A 9,406-nucleotide genomic window follows, 5' to 3' on the forward strand; every position below is an offset into this window, starting at 1 on the left:
ACCTCCTCAAGCGCCGGCGTCGGCGGGGTCGGGGTGGATGGTGAGGCTGGAGCCGATCAGGTACTCGGCGACGAAGGCGGCCGCCGCCGAGGGCGTCTGGCGGCCGGGCGGGACCAGGACCCGGAAGTCCTCCAGCGAGGCGGCGATCAGGCGGGTGTGGTCGCCGGGCGGGTGGATGGCCAGACGCTGGTCGGCGAGGTAGTCGACGATGACGTCGGCCGCCGCGGCGGGAGTCTGCCGGTCCGGTGGGACCAGGACCCGGTATTCCTCCAGCGCGGAGGCGAGTACGTCGACGTGGTCGTGGCTGATGCTGCTCACGGTCAGCAGGGGCTGCCGAGGAAGCGGTGGCCGACGGCCGCGCCGGTGGCGTCGTGCACCTCGTCGAGGGGGATGAGGAGGTCGGCCCGCCCGTGGCTGACGACCCCGACGATCGGCTCGACGATCAGGTGGGTGTTCGGGCGGCGGGGCGGCAGGCCGGCGACGTTGTGACGGACCAGGTAGAGCGGCACGGTGCGGATCCCGTGCAGGGCCTCCTGTCCGGCGTCGAGGACCTCGATGGCCATACGGGCCGGCGGGACCTCGGCGGGGAACACCGTGCATCCGTCCAGCTGGTCGTCGGCGATGACGTCGGGGGCGTCCGGCCCGTACACGCGGACGGGCTTGCCGGTCAGGTTGATGATCACTTCGGGCTCCTGGTCGTGGTGGAGTCGAGCGGGGCGGGGGAGATGTGCCAGCCGTCCTCGCGGACGGCGGCGGTGGCGTTCCGGGCGAGGAGCGCGGCGACCGAGTCGGGGACCGGGTGGCCGAGGTGGTCGAGGTCCTGCTGCAGCTGCGCGGCGATGACCGCGGCGACCGCCTCGGCGACCACGCCCATCCGCCGGCGCCTCACCGCGTCCACCCCTGCCAGCGCACCGGCCGGACACCGGACCGCTCCCGGGGCGCACCGCGGCCGCTGCGCCCGGGCCGGGGCGGCGCGCTGCAGGTGGCGGCGTGCGGCATGTAGCGGCGCTCGTACGACTCGACATCGGGCCGGTCGGTGGTCAGGGTGCGGGCGCGCAGGGTGCCGACGCCGTCGCGGTAGGCGGCCACGTTGCCGAGCGGGTTCGGCTCGGCGTTCACGGCCTGGCGGCGGCCGGCAACGGTGATGGCCCACCGGATCGCCTGCAGGCAGCTGGTGCAGGCGACGACACCGTGGTCACTGGGCATCGGGATGCCTCCTCAGATGCCCGGGAGCGGGACGCAGTTGCGGTGGTTGAGGCACTCCACCTGGTGGTTGGAGACGAGGTGGACGTGCTTGCCCTCGGCGGCCAGGGCGTCGGCGGCCCTGCGGGCGGCCGGGACCGGGTCGGGGGCCGCGTAGGGCACCGGGTGGGCGTCGTCGGCCCACTCCGGGCCGAGCTCCAGGGCGTTGAGGGCGGTCAGCATGGCGGGTGGCCTCTCAGGCGGTGTCGGTGTCGGGGTTGTCGTTGCGGAGGTGCGGGGAGACCAGGCGCCAGCCGTAGACCTTGATGGCCTCGGTCCGGCCGAGCGTGCGGATCGCCCGCCGTACGGCCTCGGGGTCGGTCTCGGCGGCCGCGCGTACGTCGGCGACCGTGGCCACGTGCTCGGGTTCGCGTACCGACAGCAGGAGCGGCATCTGGCCTCTGCTGGCGGCGCTTTTCGTCTTGACCTCAGCGGCTCGCGCGTCGCGTCGCTGCTGGGTCGTGAGGGTCAACTGCGGTGGTGCGGGCGCCGGCGGGTCGACGTCGAAGGGATCGGCCTCGGCCGGCGGGGGGTCGGGGTCGTCGTACTCGGGCGGTTCGCCGAGCTCGTCGGGAGCGCCCCCCAGGGTCAGGTGGTCACCAACAGCGGCCGATTCCTGGGGTAGTACCTGGCTAACCCTGGGGTGTTCGGGTGTCGGGCACCCGAACCGTTCGGGTGTCGGGGGCCCGAACTCGGTCGGGTGTCGGTCACCCGAACTTTCGCCAGCCGAGTTCGGGTGTCGGTCACCCGAACTTGCGGCCTCAGGTTCGGGTGTCGGGGACCCGTTCTCCTGGTCCTGCCAGGGCGCTGGCTTGCGGGGCGTCTTGCGGGGCTTGGGCTGCGACTCGGCGAGGGATGCCACGGCTGCGGACCAGTCGGGGTTCGGATGGATGAAGATCCGGTAGAGGGCCTGCCGGCCGTGGCCGCGCTCGCCCTCCACCACCACCACACCGGCCGCGATCGCAGCGTTCAGGTACCGGCGGCAGTCCTTCTCGTTCGAGCCCACGCCAGCGGCGATGTCCTGGATACGGATCCTCTTGCCGTCACGGAAGCGCATGTAGCCATCGGTGCTCGCGGCCGCCCCCAACGCGTAGAGCAGGGTGAGGAACGGGCCCTTCAGCGTGCGAGGCATCGAGCGCGTCCACCGCCAGAAGATGGCGTTCCGGTACGCATGCGGAACGCCTCCGCTCTTGTGGTCGGGCTGCTCGTCGTCGGACACGGGAGCCTCTCGGGGTTGGGGTGGTGCTGCAGTACGGGCGGGCGCGGGGTCACTGGCGGCTACGGATCCGGGCCATTGCGACGGCCGGGATCGACAGGCGCAGCGGCTCCGTCTCGTACCGGCCGCCGGGGATGCGCTGGAGCCACTGGCGCTGCTCCAGCAGGCCCAGCTGCAGGACGACCAGACCCGGCGTGAGGCCGGTGGCCGTAACGAGGCCGGCGACCCCGGGCTGGCGGCCGGGCGGGATCAGCCCGTCGGGGCTCGCGTACGCCCCGAGGACCAGGCCGACGAGCTTGGTGTGAGGGATGAGTCGGGCGTCGCGGATGGCCTGCAGGTAGTGGCCGCGGAACCGCCTGTGGCTCCCGGCGAGGACAGGGGGGCGGACGATCCAGGCGGCGAGGTCGGCCGGGGTGGGCGCGGGCATGGTCAGTCCTCCGGAGGGGCAGGCGGGTGCGGGTCGGGAGCGGGGGTCTGGAGGTTGAGGTAGGAGCCGGCGGGCCAGCCCGGGCCGGGCGGCGTCTCGGGCCGCCCGGCCAGGGCGTTGGGGGTGTGCCGGGCGCAGCGCCACCCGCACGGGTACAGGCGGGCGGGCTGCAGGCTGTGAGGCAGAAGCGCTGCCTCACAGGCCGGGGGCCGCCGGGTCACAGGCGGCGGGCCGCCAGGGCCACGGCCGCCCGCCACCCGGCCACCACGGCGCGGGCCGTGACCACCAGGAGCAGCAGGAGGCCGACGGCCCAGGCCAGGACGCCCGTGAACAGCAGGACCAGGAGGACCAGAGCGGGCAGGTAGCCGCTCATCCCAGCCCGGGCTCTCTCTGGGCCGGCAACGGCGCCACGGGCGCCCGCGCGGCGGCGAGCTCCCGCGTCAGCGACTCGTTGGCGGCCTGCGCCGCGAGGAGCAGAGCGTCCAGCCTGCCCGCCCGCTCCCGCCACGTCCGCAGCTCGACGGCCAGCTCCGTGGCCCCGGGGACCGTGGTCATCTGCCGCAGGATGCGGATCTGCCGGCGCAGCAGGGTCTCCATGGCGTCCGGGGTCGTGGTCTCGACGGGCACCGGGGGCGGCCCGGGCCGGACGGTGAGCCGCGGCTTGGCCCTCTCCTCCTCCAACTGCGCACGGAGGTAGGCAACTTCGGTCTGCAGGCGTCGTCGCGACGCGAACCACCCGTTCACAGGTCCGACTCCTCTCGCTCCTTGCGCTCGACGCAGTCCTCACACCCGCAGTACGTCCACGACCCGTCGATGAACTCGGCGCCGCACTCCTCCGCGTTGATACGAGCGATCTCGGCCTCCTTCTCCTCGGCCGCCCAGCGCTCCTCGTCGGCGACGTCCAACGCGATCTCGGCCGCCTTCTCCTCCTCGCGGGTGGGGTAGTCCACCCCGTCGGCGTACTCGGTGTAGTCGTCGTCCATGGGCCCTCCGGTGTTGGTGGTGCCGCACTCGTCGCAGACGAGGCCGGCCGGGGTGTGGGTGTGGCGGGTGGTGAGGTGGGCGCAGCGGAGGGTGTGGCAGGCGACCCAGGCGTCCGGGCCGTTGCGGCGGTGTCGTCCGCTGCCGGGGTTGGACCAGTCGGTGGCCGGCAGGGGCACCGGCGGGAACCGCCCGGGCTCCTGCCGCTCCAGCCGCCGGGTCGCGCGGTACACCTGGCGCAGCACGGCGAGGCAGATCAGGGCGAACAGCAGTAAGGGCAGCTCACGAGGCACGGCGCACCGTCCCGTCCCAGGCGGCGACGGCGTCACCGATGATCACCAGGTGGACCGTTACGTCTTCGTGGTGACCACGCACGGCGTACACGTTGCCGCCCTGGTCGGTCCCGGTCTCGGGGTCCGCCTTGAAGCGCCCGAGCCACCAGAGCAGGCAGTCCCCCGACTGCGGGCGGACGGTGACCTGCACGTCCGACGCGGTCAGCACGTTGGTGCCGATGACGTCCGGCTGCGACTCGCGCAGCCGCCGCGCCAGGGCGGCGGCCGGCGAGTCCCCGCCGACGCCCGAGGCGACGATGTGGCGCTCCACGAGGGTCGCGGGCCGCACCACACGGGCCCCGACGCGCACGGTCTCCGGGGACTGCAGCAGCCCGCAGTCCTCCAGCGCCTGGGCCAAGTCCTCGGGAGTGATGAGTCCCTGCTCCATCGCGGCGCGCAGCCTGCCGGCCGCGTGCCGGACCCGCAGCACGCCGCTCACTGGGATGCCGCCGGGCCTGCGGCGGCGGCCGCCTCCAGCTCGGCGATGCGCGCCCGCAGCTGCTGCTCGACGGACTCGACGTGCACCGCCGCGCGGAGCTTGACCAGCTGCCCGCCGTACGTGAACTCCAGCTGGTGCCATGCGTACTTGTCGTCGTACCGCTCGCTCTCCTCCGCGGCGGTCCCGCCGAAGAGCCCGGCGGCCAGGTCCAGGAGGCGCCGGCCGTGGTCCTCGCTCGGGGTCGGCGAGTACGGGTACAGGGTGCCGCTCAGGGCCCACGGGCCCACCGGCGAGATGGTCCAGTACAGAGCGGTGAAGAGGACGGCCAGGTCGCGGTCGCGCTCGGCGCGCAGGACCAGCCTGTTCAGCAGGACCGCGGACTGCGCCGTACGGGGCGGGCCGGCGGTGGTGGGGAGGGTACTGTCGTTGCTCATGGTGTTCCTCGGTTCGATGGGTTGAGGAATGCCGGGGGGTCGCTCGGGCCGGGAAGTCGGAGCGGCCCCTTTGCATGGGGTAGGTGCTGAGAGGCGGGGCGGTCAGCTCACGCGGCGTCGGCCCTTGGGCCGGATCTGCGCGAGGGACCCGGCGGTGGGCGCGGGCGCACCCGCGACGAGGGCCGGCTGAACGCGGTGCATCGCCTTGATCTCGAGGATGTCCTCGGCCGCGAACACCGGCTTCGCGGCGCCGATCTTCTGGTGCGGGAGGCGCTTGAGGTTGTCCTCGAGGAAGCGCGGCAGGCACCCGAGGATCTCGGCCGTCTGCTCCAGCGAGTAGTTCTGCAGGTGCTCGATGCTGTACGGCCGAAGGCTCATCCCGTGGTCCCTTCCGGGGTGTCGGAGTCGGCTTCGAAGTGGTCCTCGTCCAGGGCCAGGAGCCGGATGAGGACGGACCGCAGGCGCGGCCGGGGCGCGTACATACCGCGCTCGAGCTTGCTGAGGTGGGAGTGGGAAACCGGCGCTTCGGCCTGGGCGCACTGGTCGGCGAGCTCCACCAGGGTCAGGCCGAGCTTGAGGCGCCGGCGCCGAAGCGTCGGCCCCGGGCCGAGACGTCGGAGGGCGGTTGCCCCTGCGGCTTTCTGTGGCATGCGACGCAGATTAACGCAGATTCCAGAGGGGTGGCAACAGATCTGCGCAGATCTGTGCAGGTGCATCTGTGGAGATTCAGCGGGAGCCCTTACGGGTACTGATACGGGCCGCAGGCGCCTGCGCTAATCTGCGTTGAATCTGTCGGGTGGAAGGGTGTAGGGATGCCGGAGCTGTCGGGGCTCGATGGCGCGATGAACAGGCGGAGGCAAGCCCGCGGGCTTACCTGGCGTGAGCTCGCAGAGCAGGCGGGCATCTCGTACGAGACCCTCCGAGCGATCCGCAAGGGCGAGCAGGCCGGAAGTGATCTCACTCGCCGCGGCCTCGAGCGCGCGTTGCAGTGGGAGACCGGGGCGTTCGAGGTGGCCGAGGCCGGCGGAGAGCCTGCAGTCGTGGCCGAGGCGCCCATCCCTGCGGCGCCCGAGCCGGCGCTCGCCCCGTCCTCGGATCCTCAGGTCGAGGCGATCCTCACCATCCTCGACGGCCTGCCCGCTCGCGTTCGTGAAGAAGTGCTGCGGCGCCTCGGCGAGCAGCTGCCGCCCGGCGTGCAGCACGGGCGCAAGGCCAGCTGACCGGGTGTCACGGCGTGTTCCCGCCGGTGTTCCCGCGGGAACACAGAGGCGGGTGCAGGCGGGGCAGGGCGGGACGGGGCGGGCTGAGACGGGCCGAGACGTGCAGGTCATCGCATACGCCCAGGTCAGAGGCCCTAACGGGTCGGGTTCAAGTCCGGCTCCGGGCACTCCGCAGCTCTGGCGAGGTCCTCCTCGCGGTTGCGGCAGGGCTTCGCCGTTTATCCCCTGCGCTTCGCCATGCCTTCTCCTAAGATCCTCCTCCAGCAGTAGGGTGCTTTCTTTGCGAGCGCATTACTCTTGTTGCAAGGCCGCGCTCGGTGGCCACGGAGGAGTGAGATGAGGAGCAGTAACCCGGTCTTCTCGCGACGGGGGTTCAGCCGCGACAACGGTGGCTACGCGGGCTTTGACGCGCAGCAGCACCAGCAGGCCGGGACCAACCCGTACGCGACGAACCCCTACGCGACCGACCCGGCCACGGGTATGCCGCAGGCGCCGGCGCGCACCAACGCGATGACCATGGACGACGTCGTGAGCCGTACGGCCATGACGCTCGGCACGCTCATCGTGACGGCGACGCTCTCCTGGGTACTGCTGCCGGTCGACCCGGAGAACCTCGGCACGTCGTACGCCATCGGCATCGGCGCCGCCCTGGTCGCGTTCGTCTTCGCGATGATCCAGTCCTTCAAGAGCAAGCCCGTCCCGGGCCTGATCCTGGCCTACTCGGCGTTCGAGGGCGTGTTCCTCGGCGTCATCAGCGCGGCGGTCAGCACCTACCTCGGCCCCGGCGTGGTCATGCAGGCCGTGATGGGCACGATGTGCGTCTTCGCCGCCGTGCTCTTCGCGTACAAGATGCGCTGGATCCGCGTCACCCGCCGCTTCTACGGCTTCGTGATGGCGGCGACGCTGGGCTTCATCCTGCTGATGCTCGTGAACACGCTGTTCGCGGTCTTCGGCGGCGGTGACGGCCTCGGCTTCCGCAGCGGCGGCCTCGGCCTCCTGTTCGGCGCCATCGGTGTCATCCTCGGCGCCTGCTTCCTCGCCCTGGACTTCAAGCAGGTCGAGGACGGCATCACCTACGGTGCCCCCCGCGAGGAGTCCTGGCTGGCGGCCTTCGCCCTCACCATGACCCTGGTGTGGATCTACGTCGAGATGCTGCGCATCTTCTCGATCCTCTCGGGCGACGACTAGCAGCACCCGCGGGCCGTCCGGCCCGCAGGGCGCGCACCACAGCACGGGGAAGGCCCCGCGAGCGACAGCTCGCGGGGCCTTCCCGCATGTGGAGGGAGATGCGGGGTCGGGGGAGGGGTCAGCCGAACCGGCGGGCGGCTCTGCGCAGGTCGTACTCGTGGATGATCGCCTTGGCCTGGCCGTACGACAGCTCGTGCGCGCCGCGCAGCCAGCTGACCTTCTCCTCGAACCGGACGAGGGAGGGGCCTTCGTCGACGGTGCGGAGCCAGTCGGAAACCTCACGACCGGTGGTCAGGGGGATTCTGTCGATCATGTTGCGGTGGGTCTGCTCGGAGAACTCTACGGACATGGGCGCCTCCGGAGGTTTTGCCGTGCTGTTCTCTTCACGCCACCGTGCCGGAGAGTTCGCCCGTTGGCAATGGTGCCCGGGCGGCGCGTAGGGTCGGCCGGGTGCTTGACACTTCGCCTCTGAGCGCCGCCGTGGAACGTTTCGCCGACCGGCTGCGGGCCGCCCCGCAGAGCCGCCTCCAACAGGGGGCGGCCGCCGTGGCGCTGGAGCTGGCCCGCGAGCTGTCCGTACGGGCGCAGGGGCTGGAGGCGCCCGGCACGGCGCCGCGGGAGATGCCGGACGCGGGCATCTTCGTCGTCGGGGACCAAGTGGCGGTGGCCGGGCGGGACCTGGCCGAGGCCCTGCGCGAGCGGCCGGGCGCCCGGGAAAGCGCGAAGGCCCCGTCCGAGATCCTGGACGAGGCCGTGGCGCTGGTGGAGCAGGCGGAGGTCAGAGCGACGCGATGACGCGGTCCGCGAGGATGTAGACGTTGCTGTCGGGATCCTCGGAGTCGCCGCAGGAGAAGGTCAGCGCGTAGGCGCCGGAGATCCCCGAGCCGCCCAGCAGGACCGGGGCGGTGCCCGAGCGCAGGGCCTCGGCGAGGCGCTCCGCGGTCTCCCGGTGCCCCGGGGTCATGCACAGCGTCGTGCCGTCGGTGAAGACGTACACGTCGAGCGTGCCCAGCGGGCCGGGACGGACGTCCGCGAGGGCCGTACGGGCCTCGGCGAGCTCCTCCAGGCGGTTCACGGTGCGCTCGTGGTCGGCGCCGGGGTGCGCGGCCTGGACCGGTACGAAGTCGGGGTGCGAGGGGTGGCGCCGGCGGGCGGCGGCCAGCTCGGGCGAGTCCTCCGGGTACCCGGGGAGCTCGTCCAGAGCCTCCTCGCCCATGACCGGCTCCAGGCCCACCAGGTCGGCCTGCCGGGGCAGGAAGACCGGGCTGTCCTCGCCGAGCCCGGGCAGACCGCCCAGCAGCGACGGGGCGTCGGCGGCGTCGCGGGCCTCCTGCGCGGCCCAGAAGGCGCGCGCCTCGGCCAGCTCCCGCTCGCGCTCCTCGGCCAGGGCCTCGGCGACGGCGGCTCGTATCTCCGCCGCGGGGGACTCGGCGGCGTTGCGGGCGTGCGGGACGGTCGTGCCGCGGGCGTGGACCGGCACCGCCAGCTCACTGCGGAGGGCGGCGACCTGCTTGCGCAGACCGTGGACGGCGTGCAGAGCAGCAGCGCCCACGGCCGTGGCAGCGGCCGTGGTCAGCAGCAGGGCAAGAGACATGGCGCTCACTGACTAACTCCTGAGGTGATTCGATCCCCCGACTTCCTACATCAGAGTGTCCCGGCCTGGGAATGGCGTGCAGTGCATTACGTCACGAAATGGACAGGGCTTTCGTCACACCCTGCACCCCTGTGCAGGTTCTGACCTGCGTAAACACCGATCCCCCAGGACATAGGTCACATCCTGGGGGAGATTCGGTCACAGGTCGGCCGCGACGGGGTTAGAACCGGCGTCAGTACGGGCCAAGGGATCCGGCGGGATCCATGGGGCGCCTGGCCCCGCCCATGATCCAGTAACCGGAACCCTACTTTCGGCTACGTGCGGGCGGGGTTT

At 72.3% G+C, this 9,406-nt stretch carries 19 protein-coding genes; 3 read left to right on the forward strand and 16 right to left on the reverse strand.

From position 1 onward, the window contains the following. Positions 1-6 precede the first annotated feature (6 nt). The 14 genes from AB0O53_RS28375 to AB0O53_RS28440 all read right to left on the reverse strand — a co-directional run bounded on the left by AB0O53_RS28375 (position 7) and on the right by AB0O53_RS28440 (position 5,721). Entirely contained in the window at positions 7-318 is a 312-nt protein-coding gene (locus AB0O53_RS28375; protein WP_365199315.1) for a hypothetical protein, read from the reverse strand. Positions 319-320: 2 nt separating this feature from the next. Next, entirely contained in the window at positions 321-683 is a 363-nt protein-coding gene (locus tag AB0O53_RS28380) for a hypothetical protein (protein ID WP_365199318.1), read from the reverse strand. Continuing rightward, positions 680-898: a hypothetical protein gene (locus AB0O53_RS28385; protein WP_365199320.1), complete on the reverse strand. Its 219-nt coding sequence runs from the start codon at positions 896-898 to the stop codon at positions 680-682. The genes AB0O53_RS28380 and AB0O53_RS28385 overlap by 4 nt, the downstream gene beginning before the upstream one ends. Continuing rightward, entirely contained in the window at positions 886-1,206 is a 321-nt protein-coding gene (locus AB0O53_RS28390; protein ID WP_365199322.1) for a hypothetical protein, read from the reverse strand. The genes AB0O53_RS28385 and AB0O53_RS28390 overlap by 13 nt, the downstream gene beginning before the upstream one ends. Before the next feature lie 12 nt (positions 1,207-1,218). After that, the gene (locus AB0O53_RS28395; protein ID WP_365199325.1) at positions 1,219-1,425 is read right to left on the reverse strand and encodes a hypothetical protein; all 207 of its coding nucleotides are present in this window, start codon (positions 1,423-1,425) and stop codon (positions 1,219-1,221) included. Between the two features lie 13 nt (positions 1,426-1,438). Next, positions 1,439-2,374, reverse strand: a complete 936-nt coding sequence (locus tag AB0O53_RS28400) for a hypothetical protein (protein ID WP_365199328.1) — start codon at positions 2,372-2,374, stop codon at positions 1,439-1,441. Positions 2,375-2,510: 136 nt separating this feature from the next. Next, the gene (locus tag AB0O53_RS28405) at positions 2,511-2,885 is read right to left on the reverse strand and encodes a hypothetical protein (RefSeq protein WP_365199331.1); all 375 of its coding nucleotides are present in this window, start codon (positions 2,883-2,885) and stop codon (positions 2,511-2,513) included. Between the two features lie 217 nt (positions 2,886-3,102). Continuing rightward, a complete protein-coding gene (locus AB0O53_RS28410) occupies positions 3,103-3,258 on the reverse strand; it encodes a hypothetical protein (protein ID WP_365199334.1) in 156 nt (51 codons plus the stop codon). Beyond that, positions 3,255-3,629 carry a hypothetical protein gene (locus tag AB0O53_RS28415; RefSeq protein ID WP_365199337.1) on the reverse strand — a complete coding sequence of 125 codons (375 nt, stop codon included), beginning with the start codon at positions 3,627-3,629 and terminating at the stop codon, positions 3,255-3,257. The genes AB0O53_RS28410 and AB0O53_RS28415 overlap by 4 nt, the downstream gene beginning before the upstream one ends. Then, positions 3,626-4,159 carry a hypothetical protein gene (locus AB0O53_RS28420; protein WP_365199340.1) on the reverse strand — a complete coding sequence of 178 codons (534 nt, stop codon included), beginning with the start codon at positions 4,157-4,159 and terminating at the stop codon, positions 3,626-3,628. The genes AB0O53_RS28415 and AB0O53_RS28420 overlap by 4 nt, the downstream gene beginning before the upstream one ends. After that, positions 4,149-4,637, reverse strand: coding sequence for a hypothetical protein (locus tag AB0O53_RS28425; RefSeq protein ID WP_365199343.1), 489 nt, complete (start codon positions 4,635-4,637; stop codon positions 4,149-4,151). The genes AB0O53_RS28420 and AB0O53_RS28425 overlap by 11 nt, the downstream gene beginning before the upstream one ends. Beyond that, entirely contained in the window at positions 4,634-5,071 is a 438-nt protein-coding gene (locus AB0O53_RS28430) for a hypothetical protein (protein ID WP_365199346.1), read from the reverse strand. The genes AB0O53_RS28425 and AB0O53_RS28430 overlap by 4 nt, the downstream gene beginning before the upstream one ends. Before the next feature lie 102 nt (positions 5,072-5,173). Beyond that, on the reverse strand, positions 5,174-5,449 hold the full coding sequence (locus AB0O53_RS28435) for a hypothetical protein (protein ID WP_365199348.1): 276 nt from the start codon (positions 5,447-5,449) through the stop codon (positions 5,174-5,176). Continuing rightward, on the reverse strand, positions 5,446-5,721 hold the full coding sequence (locus AB0O53_RS28440) for a helix-turn-helix domain-containing protein (protein WP_365199351.1): 276 nt from the start codon (positions 5,719-5,721) through the stop codon (positions 5,446-5,448). The genes AB0O53_RS28435 and AB0O53_RS28440 overlap by 4 nt, the downstream gene beginning before the upstream one ends. 162 nt (positions 5,722-5,883) lie before the next feature. On the opposite strand from AB0O53_RS28440, the gene AB0O53_RS28445 reads away from it, so the two are divergent. Both AB0O53_RS28445 and AB0O53_RS28450 read left to right on the forward strand, forming a co-directional pair. Beyond that, the gene (locus AB0O53_RS28445; RefSeq protein ID WP_365199354.1) at positions 5,884-6,291 is read left to right on the forward strand and encodes a helix-turn-helix domain-containing protein; all 408 of its coding nucleotides are present in this window, start codon (positions 5,884-5,886) and stop codon (positions 6,289-6,291) included. A 336-nt stretch (positions 6,292-6,627) separates the two neighbouring features. Continuing rightward, complete coding sequence (locus AB0O53_RS28450; RefSeq protein WP_350994201.1) at positions 6,628-7,479, forward strand: Bax inhibitor-1/YccA family protein; 852 nt, start codon at positions 6,628-6,630, stop codon at positions 7,477-7,479. 118 nt (positions 7,480-7,597) lie between these two features. Here AB0O53_RS28450 and AB0O53_RS28455 read toward each other — a convergent pair whose 3' ends face one another. Continuing rightward, entirely contained in the window at positions 7,598-7,828 is a 231-nt protein-coding gene (locus AB0O53_RS28455) for a DUF4287 domain-containing protein (RefSeq protein ID WP_030036969.1), read from the reverse strand. Positions 7,829-7,929: 101 nt separating this feature from the next. Between AB0O53_RS28455 and AB0O53_RS28460 the strand changes: the two genes are divergently transcribed. Next, on the forward strand, positions 7,930-8,274 hold the full coding sequence (locus AB0O53_RS28460; protein WP_365199357.1) for a hypothetical protein: 345 nt from the start codon (positions 7,930-7,932) through the stop codon (positions 8,272-8,274). Here the strand turns inward: AB0O53_RS28460 and AB0O53_RS28465 are convergent. Further along, positions 8,258-9,073, reverse strand: coding sequence for a hypothetical protein (locus AB0O53_RS28465; protein WP_350994627.1), 816 nt, complete (start codon positions 9,071-9,073; stop codon positions 8,258-8,260). The genes AB0O53_RS28460 and AB0O53_RS28465 overlap by 17 nt on opposite strands. Positions 9,074-9,406 lie beyond the last annotated feature (333 nt).

This window comes from Streptomyces erythrochromogenes, from assembly GCF_040684695.1.
In the GTDB taxonomy this organism is placed as follows: Bacteria; Actinomycetota; Actinomycetes; order Streptomycetales; family Streptomycetaceae; genus Streptomyces; species Streptomyces erythrochromogenes_C.

What these genes read in the sequence shown, in the direction of transcription:
- AB0O53_RS28435 (WP_365199348.1), bottom strand. Translation starts at nt 5,449, where the DNA reads ATGAGCCTTCGGCCGTACAGCATCGAGCACCTGCAGAACTACTCGCTG.
- AB0O53_RS28410 (WP_365199334.1), bottom strand. Translation starts at nt 3,258, where the DNA reads ATGAGCGGCTACCTGCCCGCTCTGGTCCTCCTGGTCCTGCTGTTCACG.
- AB0O53_RS28400 (WP_365199328.1), bottom strand. Translation starts at nt 2,374, where the DNA reads ATGCCTCGCACGCTGAAGGGCCCGTTCCTCACCCTGCTCTACGCGTTG.
- AB0O53_RS28390 (WP_365199322.1), bottom strand. Translation starts at nt 1,206, where the DNA reads ATGCCCAGTGACCACGGTGTCGTCGCCTGCACCAGCTGCCTGCAGGCG.
- AB0O53_RS28455 (WP_030036969.1), bottom strand. Translation starts at nt 7,828, where the DNA reads ATGTCCGTAGAGTTCTCCGAGCAGACCCACCGCAACATGATCGACAGA.
- AB0O53_RS28440 (WP_365199351.1), bottom strand. Translation starts at nt 5,721, where the DNA reads ATGCCACAGAAAGCCGCAGGGGCAACCGCCCTCCGACGTCTCGGCCCG.
- AB0O53_RS28395 (WP_365199325.1), bottom strand. Translation starts at nt 1,425, where the DNA reads ATGCTGACCGCCCTCAACGCCCTGGAGCTCGGCCCGGAGTGGGCCGAC.
- AB0O53_RS28430 (WP_365199346.1), bottom strand. Translation starts at nt 5,071, where the DNA reads ATGAGCAACGACAGTACCCTCCCCACCACCGCCGGCCCGCCCCGTACG.
- AB0O53_RS28450 (WP_350994201.1), top strand. Translation starts at nt 6,628, where the DNA reads ATGAGGAGCAGTAACCCGGTCTTCTCGCGACGGGGGTTCAGCCGCGAC.
- AB0O53_RS28465 (WP_350994627.1), bottom strand. Translation starts at nt 9,073, where the DNA reads ATGTCTCTTGCCCTGCTGCTGACCACGGCCGCTGCCACGGCCGTGGGC.
- AB0O53_RS28405 (WP_365199331.1), bottom strand. Translation starts at nt 2,885, where the DNA reads ATGCCCGCGCCCACCCCGGCCGACCTCGCCGCCTGGATCGTCCGCCCC.
- AB0O53_RS28445 (WP_365199354.1), top strand. Translation starts at nt 5,884, where the DNA reads ATGCCGGAGCTGTCGGGGCTCGATGGCGCGATGAACAGGCGGAGGCAA.